This is a genomic window from Polaribacter sp. AHE13PA, from assembly GCF_019278505.1.
Taxonomy (GTDB): domain Bacteria; phylum Bacteroidota; class Bacteroidia; order Flavobacteriales; family Flavobacteriaceae; genus Polaribacter.
In genome coordinates this window covers 3500001-3518372 of the sequence record NZ_CP058985.1, presented here as the reverse complement: position 1 = coordinate 3518372, position 18372 = coordinate 3500001, and the positions used below count along the sequence as shown (strand labels likewise).

Sequence of the window (18372 nt, the reverse complement as noted above, 5' to 3'; positions counted from 1 at the left end):
TATCGTCGAAATGACACTCTTATTTTTTGGATTGTATTACTTAATCACTTCAATCCAACGTCCTTTTGTTCTTACCAAATAGTCATGGTCATACATCGCTTCCACCTGAACTCCTGGTAAATAATAATTCCCTAAATACGCTGCATTCAATAAAACAGTAAAAGTTTTTGTTTCTGCTTTTTTAGACCGTTCATTTAGGTCGAAATAAAAATTAACGCTGTCATCTCTAATATCTGTATAACGAGCTTCACTTTTTGTAGTGGTTCCAAAATCTGTAAAACGAGTGTTCACAATTTCCCATCCAGAAGGAAAAACTTGCGTTAAAGCAATGTCTTTTACATTTTCATTTTTAGGGTTGCTCACAATTATTTTTGCTACAAAATCCTGACCTTGTTTTAAATTGTTGATATCAATGGATTTCCCTTGTAAATCTACATACTGAACAGTTGCACTTAAGCCTCTACTTTCTGTAATTTCATCACCCAATGGCAATTGTCCTGAATTGATAATTCTTGCAAAGACAACATTGTTATTCTCATTTTCTATAGTGATGGAGTTTGCACCATTTTTAACCTGAACGGTTCTTTGCACCATAGAACTTTGCGTTTCTACAGCAACCTTTTTGCCATTATTAGTATATTTTAAGTTGATAGCTTTCCCTCCGTTTTTAACTACCATTTTACCAATTGCTAATAAACTATATGCAGTAGATTGTGTACTCATCCATTTACTACCAGACAATTCTTTTGCAATAGATTTCGCCACCTCTCTTATGTCCTTATTATCAGTTATTAACATGGTTTCTAAGGCCATTGCTCGGTTTCTATCTACAGAACCGTAAGAATAATAATTGTATTTAGAAGTAGTAAAATTAATGTTTGCAGTACTCATAATTTCTAAACTCGCTTCTTTTTGTCCTGCCAAAGCATACGCTGCAGCCAAACGCCATTTTGCATCATTAGAAATTTGTTTAAACTCTCGCATTCTGTTCATCGCAGACAAATCTGGACTACCAGCTAAAGCCAATGTGTATAAACGATAAGCTTGTGCTAAATCTGTATAATTATTTCTGTAATCTGGCCTCCAATTTCTTGCTGCTTTTTTCTGATAACTAATAAAGTTGCTTTTAAAAGTTAACGGTAAAACAAATCCTTTTTTGGCAGCTTCTAACATAAAATGACCAGCATATGTTGTTCCCCAATCATCTGTCTCACTTTCTCCCATCCAATAACTCAAACCTCCATTTGCTTGCTGAAAGTTACCTAATCGTTTAATTCCGTTTTCTATATTTTCCTGAACCCGACGTTTTTTATCCGCTGTTAAATCAAAAATATCATTCAAAAATAATTGTGGAAAAACACCTGATGTAGTTTGCTCTACGCAACCATGCGGATACTGAATTAAATACTCTAATCTTCCTGAAAAGTTAATTTGAGGAATGGTAGAGATTTCTAACATTGCGGTATTTGATCCTTCAACTCCAAATGTATCAAAATTAATAGTTTGACTTTGATTCCCTTCTACAGTTACATCTACTATTTTAGATGTAATTGGATTCGGATTTACAACATCCAACTCTACTTTATAGGTTGCTTTCTCTCCGTTTCCTGATGCAATAATTTCAACGGTGTTGATGCCGTTTGCTTTTAAAACATCCATTTCAAAATACACCATTTTTTCATCTGGCTTCTCAAAATTAAGTTTTTGAGTTTTATGACCAATCACTGCAATTCCGTTAGATGTTTTTACCTCTACCGTTACATTTTTCACTTTTTTATCCATTGCAAAAATGGTAATTGGCAACGTAACTTTTTCCTTTGGCGATAATTTTCTTGGCAACGTAGCCAACACCATTAAAGGCTTTTTAACAGGTACTGCTTTTTCTGCATTTCCAAAAGCTTCATTAGTAACATCACCCGCAACTACCATGGTTCTTACAGAGCCAATATAATTTGGCAACGTAATTTTATGTGATGCTGTTTTTCCTTTTTTAAGATAAAACGGACCAATAAATTTTACAACTGGTTTAAATCTGTTGGCTTTTCTATTTTTTGCAGCAGCAGCACTTCCATCTCCACCAATTGCGAAAACCTGATCTACACTACCCGAATAGGCACCAATTACATCATCAAAAATATCCCAAGTTTTTACACCTAAACCTTCTCTTGCATAGAAAACATCAAACGCATTCGGAGTTTTAAAACGTGTTAAATCTAACAGACCTTCTTCTACAACAGCCAAAGTGTACGTCATGGCTTTGTTGTTTTTTTCAGAAACTTTTACAGTAAATTCTTTTTCTGGTTGCAACTCTTCTGGCATCAAAATTTGAGGCTCTAATTTGGTGCTTTCATCTTCTACCAAAAGCGGAATTACACCAAATAATCTTATTGGTAAATCATTTTCTGAGACTTGGTGTGGTTGTAATAATGAAATGTTTACAAACACATTTGGCGCCATATTTTTGTTGATAGGAATTTCTACAGAAGTATTCCCTTTTGTAGTTTTTATCCATTTTGTTTCTAATACTTTTGTACCATTCTCTATACTAATTAACGCATGACCTTCACTACCTGAAGGAAATGTAATTTTAGCAGTTTCACCAACATTATACTTTTCTTTATCCGCAGAAAACACTAACATTTTTGCAGCTTCTTTATTATCAGAACCAGAATTTTCCCACCAATTTTTATAGAAATAAGCTGTTCTACCAGTTGCGTGACCACTTTTCTTATCGATCACTCTTATTAAAAAACGACCTCTATCTCTTTCTGGAATATTTAAATTGAAACTTCCATTTCCTTTAGAGTTCGTGCTAATTCTTAAAGTTTTATATGGTTTATTATACGTGCTAGAAGTATATCTAGACAAGTTATCATCCGAAGAACTCCACCACCAACGCCACTCAATTTTATAAACTTCAACCTCTATTTCATCTCTTTTTACTGGACTTCCTTTTTCATCAACCGAAACCACAGAAAAAGTCTGACTTTCATCTGTAAAGAAAGAACCATATCTATTTCCTTCTGGCGATTTTAAACCTACAAAAGAGGTAAATGGCGCATATTTTTTAGTGAAAGCATCTATAGAAAAATCTCCTCCGTTTTCAAAAGCTCTTACTAAAAACTGAACATTTAACATTCCGGGAGCATTTTTACCAATAGCTAGTTTACTATCAATTTTTGCGAATCCATTCTCATCTAATTTTCCATCAAAAATATTTATTTCTTCAGATGAAAACTCTCTTGATGGATCTGTAAAAACATAGTCTTTGTAATTTTCAAAACCATAATTTGCCGTAGAAACTTTTGCTTTAATTTCTGCCTTTAGGTTTTTTGCAGGAGTTCCATGCAACCATTTAACATCTAAAGTTCCGTTAATAGGTTTGTTGGCTGTTAAAACTTCATCATCAAAATCGACCTTAATTTTTAAACGATTTGGTTTTACCGTTTCTATTTTTAGTGACTTGTAAAACTTTGCACCACCTACAGAAATTTTTGCATTGTAGTTTCCTGTTTTTGCTTCTTGAGTGGTTGAAAATATAAAGTTGTAAAAGTTATTTACGTTTTCTGAAGTTACTTTTTTATACACCAATTTTCCACTAGGGTCTGTAACTTCTAGCTTAACAGGGTGATTTTTTGGCAACTTATTATCTGCATCATTTAGTAAAAACGTTAAATACACATTGTCTCCAGGGCGCCAAACTCCGCGTTCTCCATAAATATATCCTTTTAAGCCTTTTTCTGTTTTGCTACCAGCAACATCAAACTTACTTAAAGACAAAGAATTCCCGTCGAACAATCTAATGTACCCTTTATTATTCCCTTTAGAAACAACTGCAAAAGCCGCTGTTTTAGAGGTTTCTATATTAGCAAATCCTTCTGAATCTGTTTTGGTGGTTACAATTTCTTGTTGCTGAAAATTAAATAATTTAATAGTTGCTCCAGCCTGAGGTTTTGTGCTTAAAATATCTGTTACGGCAAAGAAATAAGAGTTATTTTCTCCTTTTTTTGCGATAATCCCTAAGTTTGAGGCTAATAAATTTTGAGTTACTTCTTTATAGTAATAAAAAGAATCTGAACAAGGGTTGTCTCTTTCTTGCCAATTATAATTACGGTCTTTATAATCGTATAATTTATTATCCCAATACAATTCTTCTCTCGCTTCTTCGTCTTCTATTTTACTTAATTCATCATACGTTTCCTCTTCGAAATCAGAATTTACACTTTGATTTCCTGAACAATCATAAAGTGCCTGATTTTTATTAAAACTCAACTCTACTCTATAAATAGCACCAGGTTCAGCATCTATTAATTTAGCCAAATCTACACTATACGCCTTCCATTTTTGAGTATTAATTGTCTTGCCGTCAATTAAGGTAATGGTTTGCTTAGCAACACGCCTACCAACTCGTTTAATTTGGTATTCATTATCACTATTCATACTGTTTTCTTGCAAAAACTGAAGCACATTATCTTCGTAAATTTTTATAATTCTAACATCTACTTCTTTTACGTTAATAGCTTCAAAGTTGAATTTTAAATCTTTAGAATTTGGTAAAATAGCTCCGCTACTTATCGCTCTTATTGCTGGTTTCTTTTGCTCGAAAGTGATGGTTTCCTTAAAAAATTCTTTCAATTTATAATCATAAGAGTTTTTAATTCCCTGAAAAACAGAAACTAAAACATCGCCTTGAAACTTATTTTCTGAAAACACTTTTAACTCATTCCCGTTGACAATAAAACGTGGATTTTTTTCATTTTGAATGGTTACCAAGCCGTCAAAATTTTGTTGTTTTTTAAGTTGATCAGAAAAATTAATGGAAATATACTGCTCGGATGTATTGTTAACTTTTAAACTAAGTACTTTAAAATTATTTTTACCAGGAATTAGAACTTCATTTTCACCTTTAGATTCAGCATTTATTGCTTTTCCATCCCAAGAAATGGCTAATTGAGAGTCTTCTACAAAACGCTGAATACTATCAACTTTAAATTCGAAAACCTTTCCGTTTTTGTAGGATTCATTCCAAACGATGTTTTTTGATGTTCCATTTTGAGAAGCACTTATTAATTTTTTAGCATTTTCTAATAAAATAATATCTGCAGATTTTACAACACCTTCTAAATATTGAAATTCTTTAGAGTAGGATTGTAAATTATTTGTCTGAATATTAAAATTTGGCGCAATTGTTTTAAACTGAAAAGTATAAGTTTCGAAGTCTTGAGGCGTGTCTTTATAAATTTCTTCTAAATTTACAGAAACACTATATTCTGTATCTGCGTCTAAGATTTCATCTGGTATAAAAACAAAAGCATGTTTATTTACTGTTTTAACGGTACCACTTACATGCGGTTTCACAGAAATAATTTCAGTTGAAATTTCTTTATTTACCTCCCATCCTTCTACTTCTTTGGCAAGGTTTATTTCTATATTATTTGCTACAGAAACCACTCCAGAAGTAGTGTAACTTATATATTCTTTAAACTTAAAAATGTTATCTGTTTTAACTTCTTCTTTCTTACAAGAAAGGATAAGTAAAAAGATTGAGATTGTTAAAAGTAGATTTTTCTTTTTCATAGTAATTGTATTTATAAACACAGCTCAAAAATAAGGATTCCCTTTGAGCTTAAGTAAGACTATTTAGTATTCGCTATGGTTTATTTAGTATTCGTGAAAAATGGTTATTAACTCTTTTCTTCTTTTAAGGATAAGAGCTTTTTATTACTAAAACCTTAGTCAAGATTTTTACATAAATCCCAAAGACTATATATTCAAGCAAAAATTCCAAATAAAAAAACCCCAATCGGAATGACTGGGGTTTTTGGAGGTGTCTAGCGGATTCGAACCGCTGTACATGGTTTTGCAAACCATTGCCTAGCCACTCGGCCAAGACACCTTTTATCTTAAAACAAGATGTAAATCTATTTTTAAGGATTGCAAATTTACGCAATTTTACAAAGATTACAAGCATTTTTTTTAATTAATACTCAAAACAAATAAATTTTAAGATTTTAAAACAAATTACCCTCTTTTTATCTGCGTAAAATTCATCTTTTTTCTGTAAGAATAATTACTACTTCTTCTACGTTTCCACCAATTGGTGGATTAATCTTAGCTACAGAAACCTTTGCTTTTTTTACTCTAGAAATTTCTTTAAATATTCTATCTAAGATTCTCTGCGCCACTTCTTCTAACAATTTAGAACGAATAGCCATTTCTTCTTTTACAATAAGGTTTAAGTGCACATAATCTACCGTATCAGCCAATTCATCTGTTCTAGATGATTTTTTTAAATTCGCCTTAATCTCTATATCAACGCTGTATTCAGATCCTATTTTTGCTTCTTCGTCTAAACATCCATGAAAAGCATAGAGTTTAATGTTGTTTACTTGTATTATTCCCATTAAAAACATTTTGAGTGCTGTAAAAATACGACAAAAAAAAAGTTGTAAACTGATTTCTGAAAAAATTATAATACTTTTATGTTACGACACTTCTTCTCACATTTATTAACAAAACAATTTAACTTATTAACTTTTTAAGAATAAAATGATTCAGATTAAAATGCCGCTTTTTTTTAACCTACCATTGTTATTCATTATAAAATTTAAAAAAATGGAAAAACAATATCAGTACTTTAAAAGCTGCTTAAGAGAAGAAAAATTTGACGCTGCACATATTTTTAAACGTGAACTAGAACCAAATTCAATGGAGTTCAAAAACTTGTCTTCTTTATTATCTATTTATCCTATCGATCACCCAACTCCTCAAGTAGAAGATTATGCTATATCTGCTCTTGGACAATTAATTTTCTCAATTAAATCTCAATTAAAAGAATAGAAAAATGAAATTATCGAAATAAGGCTTATGAATAAATATTATTTATAGGCCTTTTTTCTTATAAAGTAAATCCATTTTCCACAATTTTTAAATTGATAAAAAACCTAAAAGTATATTTTAGAAAACTTTAATAAATAAAAACGCCCGTGTTAGTGATTGAAACGGCAGCTTTTTTATAGTTTTTTTTCTAAAACTATAAAAAACTACAGTGTAAAGCACGACCCACAGGGAAACACCCAAAAAAAGATCTGAAAAATGAGTTATTTTACGTAATTTTGGAGCTTAATTTTGTACCGAAACAGATGTCTGAAGAGAAAAAATCGCTCAATTTTTTAGAGCATATTATTGAAGAGGATTTAACAAACGGAATGCCAAAAGAAAATTTACGTTTTCGTTTTCCGCCAGAACCAAATGGGTATTTACATATTGGTCACACAAAAGCAATCGGAATTAGTTTCGGTTTGGGTGAGACTTATAATGCACCTGTAAATTTGCGTTTTGATGATACAAATCCAGCAAAAGAAGAGCAAGAATATGTAGATGCAATTAAGAAAGATATTTCTTGGTTGGGCTATTCTTGGGCAAATGAGTGTTATTCATCAGACTATTTTCAGCAATTGTTCGATTGGGCAGTTTTGTTGATAAAAGATGGAAAAGCATATGTAGATTCTCAATCTTCGGAAGATATGAGAGCGCAAAAAGGTACACCAACTCAGGTTGGGACTAATAGTCCTTTTAGAAATCGTTCTGTTGAAGAAAACTTGGAATTGTTCCAAGGAATGAAGGATGGAAAATTTAAGGAAGGTGAACATACTTTGCGTGCAAAAATTGACATGGAAAACCCAAATATGTTAATGCGTGATCCTTTAATGTATAGAATTATGTACAAAGATCACCATAGGACTGGTTCTGACTGGTGCATTTACCCAATGTACGATTGGACGCATGGTGAGAGTGATTATATTGAGCAAATTTCGCATTCTTTGTGTTCTTTAGAGTTTAAACCTCACAGAGAATTGTACAATTGGTTTAGAGATAATGTGTACGATTTTAGCAAATCTGAATTCCCAAATCCGCCAAAACAACGTGAGTTTTCTCGTTTAAATTTGAGTTATACCATAATGAGTAAACGTAAATTGTTAACTTTGGTTGAACAAGGAATTGTTGCTGGTTGGGACGACCCTAGAATGCCTACAATTTCTGGTTTAAGAAGACGTGGTTATACTCCGGAATCTATAAAAAGTTTTATTGAGACTGTTGGTGTTTCTAAACGTGAAAACGTAATTGACGTAGCTCTTTTAGAGTTTAAAATTCGTGAGGATTTAAATAAAACTGCCAAGAGAGTTATGGGAGTTTTAGATCCTGTTAAAGTGGTAATTACAAATTATCCTGAAGGAAAAGAAGAAATGTTAGACGCCAACTATAACGACTATGAAGATGGTTTTGGTAGCAGAGAGGTTCCTTTTTCTAGAGAGATTTATATAGAACGTGAAGATTTTAGAGAGGAAGCAAATAAAAAATTCTTCCGTTTAAAATTAGGGAAAGAGGTCCGTTTAAAAAATGCTTATTTTATTACAGCGACTAGTTGTACTAAAGATGCTGATGGAAATATTACTGAAATACAATGTACCTATGATCCGTTAACAAAATCTGGAATGGATACCGAAGAAAGCAAACGTAAAGTAAAAGGTACTTTGCATTGGGTTTCTGTAAAACATGCTGCAAAAGTAGAAGTAAGAGCCTATGACAGATTATTTTTAGATGAAGCGCCAGATAGCCATAAAGACAAAGATTTTATGGAGTTTATTAACCCAAATTCTTTAGAAGTAATTACTGCTTTTGTAGAACCTAGTTTAAAAACGGCTACCATTGGAGAACGTTTCCAGTTTCAGCGAATGGGATATTTTAATGTTGATAATGACACAACCAAAGACAATTTAATTTTTAATAAAATTGTTGGATTGAGAGATTCTTGGGGAGGGAAATAAGTAGGCAGTATTCAGTAGCAGCTATCACTGTTGTGTTTTAAAATAGAATGTTCATTTAAAATTTATAATGATGAAAAAATTAATTGTTTTAAGTTTATTAATATTCGCTTCTTGCACCAGCAAGAAGGAAGTGAAACATGTTGCAGAAATTTCTTGTGGTCAATGTCAGCTTAATTTAGATTCTGAAGCAGGTTGTAGTTTAGCCGTTAGATTTGATGATAAAGCCTATTTTGTTGATGGTTTTGGCATTGATGATTTTGGTGATGCGCATGACGAAAACATTGGCTTCTGTAACGCAATTAGAAAAGCAGAAATTACTGGTGTTGTAGAAAATGGACGCTTTTTTGCAAGTGATATTAAACTGGTTGAGTAAAAGAACCAAGATATTTAGAATTAAGACGTAAAAACAGATTTCTGCTTTCGCAGGAATGACAATAAATAAAAAATCCGATGAAATAATTTTCATCGGATTTTTTTATACTATAAACTGTATACTGATAAACTGCAAACTTGTTTATGGTGCAGGATTCGGTATTAATTTGTGAACTGCTTCAATTTCAGTTAAAATTTCTTCTGATAAATCAATATTTATACTTCCAATATTTTCTTTTAACTGACTCATTTTAGATGCACCAATAATATTACCCGTTACAAATGGCAATTGATTTATATAAGCCAAAGACAACTCCGTTAAACTCAATTTGTTTTTTAACGCAATCTCTTCATACTTTAAAACTGCTTGCTCAGAAGCACCTGTTTGATATCGAGTAATATAATTAGGATATATAATTCCTCTTGCATCTGCAGGTTTTTGTCCTCTTAAATATTTACCAGTTAATACACCTTGTGCCAAAGGAGAATAGGCTAATAAACCTATATTTTCTCTCATAGACACTTCAGACATTCCGTATTCATAACTTCTATGTATTAATGAATATGAATTCTGAATCGTTGCCATTCTTGGTAAATTCAATTCCTTAGCAGCTTGTAAATACTGCATGGTTCCCCAAGGAGTTTCATTAGACAAACCAATTTGTCTTATTTTTCCTTGTTTTATTAAGGCATCTAAAGTTTCTAAAATCTCTACATGATTTTCTGCCTCTTCATTTGATGTTTTATAAGGATAATCTCTCGTACCAAAACAATTAACCCCTCTTTCTGGCCAATGCAACTGATATAAATCTATATACTCTGTTTGCAGTCTTTTAAGACTACCTTCTACGGCCTCAATAATTGCTTCTTTAGCCAATCCGTTTTTTCTAATATGTGCCGTATATGGACCAGGACCTGCAATTTTACTTGCTAAAACAACTTTATCTCTGTTTCCTGTTTTTTTAAACCAGTTTCCAATAATAGTTTCTGTGGTTCCATACGTTTCTGGAGTTGCAGGAACAGCATATAGTTCTGCGGTATCAAAAAAGTTTACACCTTGCTCTAAAGCATAATCCATTTGTTCAAAACCTTCTTGTTGCGTGTTTTGTTTCCCCCAAGTCATGGTTCCTAAACAAATCTTAGAAACTTTAATATCTGTATTTGGTAATTTTGTGTATTTCATATATAAATGAAGTGTAATTGTGTAAATATTTAATCGTGTAACTGTACAAAAACTTACTGCGAAATTATAATATATTCTTATATAAAACAATAAGCGTGTAATTTTACAATTACACGCTTATTAATAAATTTATATTTTAATACGAAACTTAGACAAGCTCAGTTTGATATCTTAAATGTTAATTAAAAATAGAATTATCTATTAAACCATTATTTTAAGATAGCCTCAATTCCTGGTAATGTTTTACCTTCTAACATTTCTAACATTGCTCCACCACCAGTAGAAACATAACTTACTTTATCTGCAAAACCAAATTGTTTAACAGCAGCAACAGAGTCTCCTCCACCAACTAAAGAAAACGCTCCGTTTTTGGTTGCTTTGTCAATAGAATGACCTAATGCAATTGTTCCGCCTGCAAAAGATTCCATTTCAAAAACACCTAAAGGTCCGTTCCATAAAATAGTTTTACACTTATTTACAACTGTATCAAAAATCTCTCTAGATTTTGGTCCAGCATCTACTCCTTCCCAACCATCAGGAATTGCATCAATATCTAAAGTTTGTGTATTTGCATCGTTAGAAAAATCATCAGCAGCAATAACATCTACAGGTATATGAACTTCTACTCCTTTTTCTTTTGCTTGCTTTAGAATATCTAAAGCTAATTCCATTTTATCATCTTCACAGATAGAGTTTCCAATCTTTCCTCCTTGTGCTTTAATAAAAGTAAAACTCATTCCACCACCAATAATTAAGTGATCTACTTTGTCTAAAATATTTTCAATAACAGTAATTTTAGAAGATACTTTTGCACCACCTAAAATTGCTAAAACTGGTTTTTCAGAATTGTTTAATACTTTATCTATACTTTCTATTTCTCTTGCTAATAAGTTTCCAAAACATTTGCTTTCTGGAAAAAATTGTGCAATAATTGTTGTTGATGCATGTGCTCTGTGTGCAGTACCAAAAGCATCGTTTACATAAACATCACCTAATTTAGATAATTTTTCTGCAAAAGCAACATCTCCTTTTTTCTCTTCTTCGTAGAAACGTAAGTTTTCTAATAACAAGATTTCTCCAGATTGTAAATTTGCAACAGCTTCTTCTACTTTATCTCCAATACAGTCTGCAACAAACTTTACTTTAACTCCTAAAATTTCAGTAGCTTTTTCTACAATGTGACCTAAAGAAAATTCATCTTGAAATCCTTTTGGACGCCCTAAATGTGACATTAAAATACAGCTTCCTTCTTGCTCTAAAATATCTATAATCGTAGATTTTGCAGCTTGAATTCTAGTAGCATCTGTTACTTCAAATTTATCATTTAAAGGCACGTTAAAATCTACACGAATTAACGCCTTCTTATTCTTGAAATTAAAATCTTTTAATGTTTTCATCTTTTATTAATGTATTTTCAACAAAAATACCGAATTATTTAAACTTTTAGAAATGTTAAACCTTAAATTTAATACAACGTTTGCGAAGCCAAATACTGTGCTTTTCAAATATTTAATCTTTAAAAAGATTGCCTTCTAAAATTAATGGATTAATGCCAAACAAATTTTATATTTGCCCATGCTTTTCAACCAAATTATCGGACAAGAACACATTAAAAAACACTTAAAAGTATCTGCTGAAAACGGCAGAATACCACATGCTCAATTATTTGTAGGGAAAGAAGGTAGCGGAACTTTGCCAATGGCAATTGCGTACGCACAGTTTTTATTGTGTAATTTTTCTGATAACGTTGATGTCTGCAACTTAAAATGCGACAAATTACAGCACCCAGATTTGCATTTCACCTACCCGGTTACTTCCAATGATAACGTAAAAAAACATCCTGTTAGTAGTTTGTTTTTAGAAGATTGGAGAAGTTTTATAGAAACCCAACCTTACGGAAGTTTATTTAATTGGCTGCAACATATTGGTGTAGAAAACAAACAAGGAATTATTGGAGTTGATGAAGCAGAAGAAGTGGTAAAAAAACTTCGTCTTAAAAGTTACGAAGGTGGCTTTAAAGTGATGATTATTTGGATGGCAGAAAAAATGAATATTGCTGCCGCCAATAAATTGCTAAAATTAATTGAAGAGCCACCAGAAAAAACGGTCTTTATTTTAATTACAGAAAATGAAGGTCAGATTATAAATACCATAAAATCTCGTTGTCAGGCTTTACATTTCCCTGTTTTAAGTGAGCAAGATATTTCTAATGCGCTAGTTGAAAAGCATCAAGTTTCAGAAAATAATGCAACTAAAATTGCCCATCAAGCAGAAGGAAATTTCAACAAAGCATTGCAATTATTACAAAACGATTCTAGCGATCTTGTTTTTGAAGAATGGTTTATTGCTTGGATTAGAACTGCTTTTAAAGCAAAAGGAAACGCCTCTGTTGTGCAACAATTAATTGAATGGTCTGACACAATTGCCAAAACTGGACGTGAAACTCAAAAACGTTTTTTAGACTATTGTTTACAATTTTTTAGACAAGCAATGTTGCTGAATTATAAATCTGAAAACTTAGTTTTTATGGAATCTAAAACTGGATTCAATCTTTCTAAATTTGCACCTTTTGTTCATTCTGGCAATATTTTAGACATCGAAAAAGAACTAAATGATGCAATGTACCACATAGAAAGAAATGGAAATCCAAAGATTATTCTGTTAGATTTATCCATGAAATTGACTCGTTTTTTACATAAAAAAGAAGGAACGGTTTAGAAGCTATTCACTAATTCCGTTTAAAATTCTTTTTGCAACAAACAAATCTGCAATAGTTGGATTTTCTGGACAACTTTTTATTTTTATAAATTCATCACCAGCCTTTACAAAACCTGTTTGTAGAACTTTAAAATAAACACCACAAAAAGTAGTTTTCCAAAACTTCTTTACAATGCTCATATTGTTAAAACGAACTCCTAACTTATAACAAGGATCTCTTTGTACAGTTGCTTCTAAAATAGTTTCACCTACTTTAAAAGTATCACCTTGATGTATTTTAGTTTCATCTAAATCATCAATCGTTAAGTTTTCTCCGAAGATTCCCATTTCAAAATCTACTTTCGGAAAAACAGCATTCCAAGATTCATAATGTTTTAGAGAATATCCGTAAACTGCTTGCAAAACTCCACCATGATTTTCTCTATCGCAAATAGCATCTCCTTTTACATCTTCGATATCTAAAAAGATAGGTTTATCTATAGAGTATTTAAAAATTCCCGTAGTAACCAAGGTACCTTTATAGTCTATTTCTTTTCGTTCCCCAATATTTGTTGAAATGATTTTCATTCTTAAATATAAAATCTTATAGATTATTTTTAAAATTTCTCTAATGCTCTTTTTGTAAATTCAGATAAAACCAATTCACCAGAAACAGCAGCTCTTTCGGCTAATAAATCAGTCCAATTTTCAGTTCCTTGCCACAGTGCTTTCTTCATTTCTGATAAAGCTACAGGATTGTAGGAAGCCAATTTTTCTGATAACAATTCTACTTCTTTCTCTAATTCTTTTTGAGATTCAAAAACCCTAGCATACAAGCCTTTTTCTTTTGCCCAATACGCATTTTTCCAATTGGTTGCATCTAATGTTAATTCAGCCGTTCCTGCAACACCAATTTTACGTGTTACAGCAGGTTCAATTACAAAAGGGCCAATTCCTATGGTAAATTCAGATAATTTTATGGATGCACTTTCAGTTGCCAAGACATAATCGCAAGCAGCAGCTAAACCAACTCCACCACCAACAGTTTTTCCTTGAACACTCCCAATAATTAATTTACCACAAGTTCTCATGGCATTTATTACGTTTGCAAAACCAGAAAAGAATTGTTTACCTTCTTCTAAATTAGAAATAGCGACTAACTCATCAAAAGAAGCACCAGCACAAAAAGCTTTTTCGCCTTCAGACTTTAAAATAATAACAGAAACGTCTTTATTATTTCCTACTAAAAGTAATTCTTTACTTAACCTCCCTAATAATTCACTCGGGAAAGAATTGCTCGCAGGATGTCCAAATTCTATAGTTGCAATTTTATTTTGAATACTCGTAAATAAACTTCCGTTTTGTCTTGTAGTGCTCATAAAATGTATCTTTTTGTAAAAATAGTGGATTTTATTTTGAATGTCTTTTCAAAATGAGACTTTTTAGTATTCAGAAGTTCAATCAAAGAAATTTAAAAAGAGATTCTTCAATCGCCAAAAAGCTCATTTCGGAATGACACATAAAAATTATTCGTTGATTACTAATGGTATAAACTTAGATCTAAACCTAATAATTAATGGCAATCCTCTTGCAATCATCCAAAGTGTAAAGGCAATCCAAATTGCAATTAATTTTAAATCAAAATAATCAAAAATCAATAATGTGGGTATAAAAACCAATGCAGTAGAAAGAAGTAAGAGGTTTCTTAAATATTTCATTTCTCCCATTCCTTTAAACATTCCATCAAAAATAAAAGTGATGGCATTTATAGGTTGCATTAATAAAACAATCCAAAAAACATTGTAAAACTGTTCTAAAACAGCAGGTTCTTTCGTAAAAATTTGTCCGATGAAATTGTAAAAAATAAAACCAATCAGACCAATAAGCACCCCTATTGCCAAACCATATTTTAAAAGTTTATTACTTAGTTCTACTAAAGAAGTATAATCTTTTGCTCCTAAAAATTTTCCAGATAATATATTTCCTGCACTAGCATACCCATCTACCATAAAAGCACCTAACAACCAAATATTAATACCAATTGTATAGGCAGCAATGTATTCTTTACCATAATCTGTGGCATATGAAGTAGCAAAGTATAAAGCGGTATTTAAGGCAATAGTTCTTACAAAAAGATTTCCTATCATTCCTAACAAACGCGGCACTTCATTATGAAAAGGCAAACTAATTCTTAAGGATATAGACGTTTTTTTTAGCAACATAACTAAGGCAATAATAGCCATTGTAATTTGAGCGATAATACTTGCATATGCAGCACCTTCTATATTCATAGCTGGTATATAGCCTTCAATTCCGTATACTAGAATAATGTCTAAAAAAACATTTAACAAAGCCCCTATAATTGCAATAATCATTGGATAATAAGTGTTTTGTAAACCTCTAAAAACACCAAATACAGCAAATACAAAAAGTGAAAATGGGAATCCGAATATTCGTATTTTAAAATAGGTAACACAATACTCTAAAACAGTTCCGGATGCATTATAAAATTCAAAAATTTGTTTTGCAAACGGATATGAAATTGCCAATATAATTAAACTTCCAAAAACTACAATGGCAATTGCTTGCGCTGGTAATCCTTTTACTTCATCTAATTTGTTGGCGCCAACATATTGTGAAAGAATAGAGGAAATGGCACTTCTGATTTGTCCGAAAACCCAAATTAACATAGAAATGAATGCGCCTACAATTCCAACAGCGGCCAAACTTTCTGTTGCATTTTCAGAGATGTTACCAATAATGGCTGTGTCTGTAATAGATAATAATGGTTCTGCTATACCTGCAATTAAAGCAGGAATTGCTAACTTATTAATCTTCTTTAAAGTAATAGTTGTGCTCAAAAAATTATTTTTTACAAAGGTAATTACATTTGCGTTAAGGATTGCAGTGAAAAGCCCACAGTGAGGCACGAACTAGAACTTGTAACGGAAAGCCTGACCCTTGTGGTAACGCGCAAAAAATTATTTTAATATTTTAAATCTGCGGGTTCAATAAAATCTATATCTAAGGTATACATCTCTTTAATATATGCTTTTATCTCAACAATAAATTCTTCTAATTTATCTTCGGTGATTTCTACATCTGGCTTTCTATAGTTCGATGAAAAATTAATGGATAAAAAACCACTATTTAAGTTCTTAAAAGAATAAATACCACCTTCTAAAGGTTTCTTAAAATCGTAGTTTTTACTTTTAGTGTACAAATAAGCATATAGTAGTACCTGAATGGCTTTGTGTTGCTCTTTTTCTCTTAGTTTTTCGAATTCTACCACGCGTAAATCGGAGCTACTAACCATGCCCGTTTTATAATCAATAATGCGCAAAACACCATTGAGCTCATCAACTCGATCTACTTGACCGTGAATTTTAATAGGAAAATCGATTCCTTCAATTTCTATTTCTGCGGATAAGTTTTCTTCAGTTGCAAGAATCTTTAATTGATTGTTTTTATCTTTTAATAATTCTTTTTCTTGTGCTAAGAAATTATTGACAAATCGGTTGGCTACTTCAAAAATTAAACGATTTCTACCTGTAGAAATATCGCCGTTTTTAAAAGCTTCTTTAAAATGCTTAACCACTAAATCTTTCGACTTCTTGTTCATTGAATCGATGTCTTCCGCTTGTAAAAACTTACCTATAAATGGCGTATACAATTCATCCAAAGTTTCGTGAACAACAGTACCTAATGTATTATAGGCAACAGTTTCTTCTACATCTTCAAACTCTTTAAGTTTTATTATTTTTTGTTTATAAAACGAAATCGGATTGTATAAATAATTGGTTAATGCGGATGGAGAAATTCCTTTTTCAGCCAATTCTTGCAGCTTTTCTAAAACAGTTTCATCCTTTTTAATTTCTTTCAATTCCACTTTTTGATTCACTACTTTTGGAGCAACCGTTTTTTGAATTACATCTGTTCGCATCATTTCTAATTGCGTAACAAATCTACTTTTTTCTCCACTTCCTAAAACGTCGTGTTCTGTATTATAAATGATAAAAACGTTTTTTGCTCTTTGCATTAATCTAAAAAAGTGATATGAGAAAATAGCATCTTTTTCTCTATAGGTTGGCAGGCCAAACTCTACTTTAACATCAAAAGGAATAAAAGAATTTTGCTGACTACTAGCTGGTAAAACTCCTTCGTTTGTAGAAACTAAAATGATGTTTTCGAAATCTAAAACACGGGTTTCTAACATTCCCATTAACTGCAAACCTCTTAATGGTTCTCCTTGAAATGATAAACTTTCCGAAGAAATTAATTGTCTAAAAAACAGTGCTAATGTTTTTAAATCTGGAAAATATTTAAACTCATTTTGCAATGTTTTTAACTGCGTAAATGTGGTGTAAAATCGAAATAAATATTCTTTTTCTAAATCGCTAACATCTTCTTTTAGGTAGTTTATTAAGTTTAAAATTCTGTCTATAAATTCATCTACGGAAGCGTAAGTACTAAATATTGAAACCAACACTTCTTTTAATACTACTTCTGAATTTTCTAATAATTTATGAATATCATTCTGGTAGATAAACGTCTGATTATGTTTTGCTATATTGTCTGAAAAGGCATCTATTTCGGGAATTAACCTGTAAATAGATTGGTGCTTTAAAAACCGAATTACATCTTTATAATAAAACTCATTCACAATAGATTTCTGCAATTTATCTTGAGAAATAAATAGTTGAAATATAGAAAATAGCAAGTTTGTTGTAGGCACATCTTTTAACGGATATCCCATGGTAATGTTAATAGCATTGATGTTTTTAGGCAAAGAGTTTAAAGTAATTGGCAACAATGTTTCATCTGCTAATACCAAAGCCGTATTTTTAAAATCTGTAATTTTCTCTAAAATCTCACCTGCATATTTAATTTGAGTGGTATTTTTAGAAGCACCAATAACTTCAATATTTTTAGGCCCAGAAAAGGTTTCTCCTAAAGATTTTATGTCATTTTTCTCATAATATCTCCACTCCTTCTTATACCTTCTAATAAATTTCCCTGCTTGATGATTCGATTTAAAAAAAGCTTCATCAATATCCCAATAAATTTCTGAGTTTCCACCTTCTAAAACTTTCTGAAATAACAATTCCTCTGCAGCATTTAAAGCATTAAAACCAATAAAAAAGAACTTTTTATTTACGTTATCTTTTAAAAAGCAATCTATTTTCTTACAAGATTCTCTATAAATTAAACCTTGATACCCTATATTATTTTCTTTTAAAAACTGATAAAATGCATTGTAGTACGTGTTAAGTTTTTCTAGAAACAAATAAT

At 31.4% G+C, this 18372-nt stretch carries 12 protein-coding genes and 1 tRNA gene (1 of these 13 cut by a window edge); 4 read left to right on the top strand and 9 right to left on the bottom strand.

All coding sequences use genetic code 11. From position 1 onward, the window contains the following. Positions 1 to 36 precede the first annotated feature (36 nt). From H0I28_RS15065 to folB, 3 genes are all read right to left on the bottom strand, one after another. Positions 37 to 5577 (bottom strand): alpha-2-macroglobulin, encoded by a 5541-nt coding sequence (locus H0I28_RS15065; protein WP_218759607.1) that lies wholly within the window; start codon positions 5575 to 5577, stop codon positions 37 to 39. 245 nt (positions 5578 to 5822) lie between these two features. After that, positions 5823 to 5896, bottom strand: a tRNA-Cys gene (locus tag H0I28_RS15060). Positions 5897 to 6047: 151 nt separating this feature from the next. Then, positions 6048 to 6404 carry a dihydroneopterin aldolase gene (gene folB / locus H0I28_RS15055; RefSeq protein ID WP_218759606.1) on the bottom strand — a complete coding sequence of 119 codons (357 nt, stop codon included), beginning with the start codon at positions 6402 to 6404 and terminating at the stop codon, positions 6048 to 6050. 211 nt (positions 6405 to 6615) lie between these two features. Here folB and H0I28_RS15050 point away from each other — a divergent pair, with 211 nt between their 5' ends. The 3 genes from H0I28_RS15050 to H0I28_RS15040 all read left to right on the top strand — a co-directional run bounded on the left by H0I28_RS15050 (position 6616) and on the right by H0I28_RS15040 (position 9201). Next, complete coding sequence (locus H0I28_RS15050) at positions 6616 to 6840, top strand: hypothetical protein (protein WP_218759605.1); 225 nt, start codon at positions 6616 to 6618, stop codon at positions 6838 to 6840. 302 nt (positions 6841 to 7142) lie between these two features. Continuing rightward, positions 7143 to 8828: a glutamine--tRNA ligase/YqeY domain fusion protein gene (locus H0I28_RS15045; protein ID WP_218759604.1), complete on the top strand. Its 1686-nt coding sequence runs from the start codon at positions 7143 to 7145 to the stop codon at positions 8826 to 8828. 70 nt (positions 8829 to 8898) lie between these two features. Further along, the gene (locus tag H0I28_RS15040; protein WP_218759603.1) at positions 8899 to 9201 is read left to right on the top strand and encodes a DUF6370 family protein; all 303 of its coding nucleotides are present in this window, start codon (positions 8899 to 8901) and stop codon (positions 9199 to 9201) included. A gap of 141 nt (positions 9202 to 9342) precedes the next feature. Here the strand turns inward: H0I28_RS15040 and H0I28_RS15035 are convergent, their stop codons facing one another. Continuing rightward, positions 9343 to 10383, bottom strand: coding sequence for an aldo/keto reductase (locus tag H0I28_RS15035; protein ID WP_218759602.1), 1041 nt, complete (start codon positions 10381 to 10383; stop codon positions 9343 to 9345). A gap of 209 nt (positions 10384 to 10592) precedes the next feature. Next, positions 10593 to 11780 carry a phosphoglycerate kinase gene (gene pgk, locus H0I28_RS15030; RefSeq protein WP_218732248.1) on the bottom strand — a complete coding sequence of 396 codons (1188 nt, stop codon included), beginning with the start codon at positions 11778 to 11780 and terminating at the stop codon, positions 10593 to 10595. 178 nt (positions 11781 to 11958) lie between these two features. On the opposite strand from pgk, the gene H0I28_RS15025 reads away from it, so the two are divergent. Beyond that, complete coding sequence (locus tag H0I28_RS15025; RefSeq protein WP_218759601.1) at positions 11959 to 13101, top strand: DNA polymerase III subunit delta'; 1143 nt, start codon at positions 11959 to 11961, stop codon at positions 13099 to 13101. 3 nt (positions 13102 to 13104) lie between these two features. Here the strand turns inward: H0I28_RS15025 and H0I28_RS15020 are convergent, their stop codons facing one another. The 4 genes from H0I28_RS15020 to H0I28_RS15005 form a co-directional block, all read right to left on the bottom strand. Beyond that, positions 13105 to 13668 carry an MOSC domain-containing protein gene (locus H0I28_RS15020; RefSeq protein ID WP_218759600.1) on the bottom strand — a complete coding sequence of 188 codons (564 nt, stop codon included), beginning with the start codon at positions 13666 to 13668 and terminating at the stop codon, positions 13105 to 13107. Between the two features lie 29 nt (positions 13669 to 13697). Continuing rightward, on the bottom strand, positions 13698 to 14459 hold the full coding sequence (locus H0I28_RS15015) for an enoyl-CoA hydratase/isomerase family protein (RefSeq protein WP_218759599.1): 762 nt from the start codon (positions 14457 to 14459) through the stop codon (positions 13698 to 13700). 147 nt (positions 14460 to 14606) lie between these two features. Beyond that, complete coding sequence (locus tag H0I28_RS15010; protein WP_218759598.1) at positions 14607 to 15941, bottom strand: MATE family efflux transporter; 1335 nt, start codon at positions 15939 to 15941, stop codon at positions 14607 to 14609. A gap of 125 nt (positions 15942 to 16066) precedes the next feature. Further along, positions 16067 to 18372: the 3' portion of a PD-(D/E)XK nuclease family protein gene (locus H0I28_RS15005; RefSeq protein ID WP_218759597.1), read on the bottom strand. The gene runs 433 nt beyond the window's last position; 2306 of the gene's 2739 nt are visible here — the last part of the coding sequence; its start codon lies off the right edge, out of view — the gene reads right to left on this strand; it ends in the stop codon at positions 16067 to 16069.

Coding starts and splice junctions, on each gene's coding strand:
- H0I28_RS15020 (WP_218759600.1), bottom strand. CDS start 13,668: ATGAAAATCATTTCAACAAATATTGGGGAACGAAAAGAAATAGACTAT.
- folB (WP_218759606.1), bottom strand. CDS start 6,404: ATGGGAATAATACAAGTAAACAACATTAAACTCTATGCTTTTCATGGA.
- H0I28_RS15050 (WP_218759605.1), top strand. CDS start 6,616: ATGGAAAAACAATATCAGTACTTTAAAAGCTGCTTAAGAGAAGAAAAA.
- pgk (WP_218732248.1), bottom strand. CDS start 11,780: ATGAAAACATTAAAAGATTTTAATTTCAAGAATAAGAAGGCGTTAATT.
- H0I28_RS15035 (WP_218759602.1), bottom strand. CDS start 10,383: ATGAAATACACAAAATTACCAAATACAGATATTAAAGTTTCTAAGATT.
- H0I28_RS15065 (WP_218759607.1), bottom strand. CDS start 5,577: ATGAAAAAGAAAAATCTACTTTTAACAATCTCAATCTTTTTACTTATC.
- H0I28_RS15015 (WP_218759599.1), bottom strand. CDS start 14,459: ATGAGCACTACAAGACAAAACGGAAGTTTATTTACGAGTATTCAAAAT.
- H0I28_RS15040 (WP_218759603.1), top strand. CDS start 8,899: ATGAAAAAATTAATTGTTTTAAGTTTATTAATATTCGCTTCTTGCACC.
- H0I28_RS15025 (WP_218759601.1), top strand. CDS start 11,959: ATGCTTTTCAACCAAATTATCGGACAAGAACACATTAAAAAACACTTA.
- H0I28_RS15045 (WP_218759604.1), top strand. CDS start 7,143: ATGTCTGAAGAGAAAAAATCGCTCAATTTTTTAGAGCATATTATTGAA.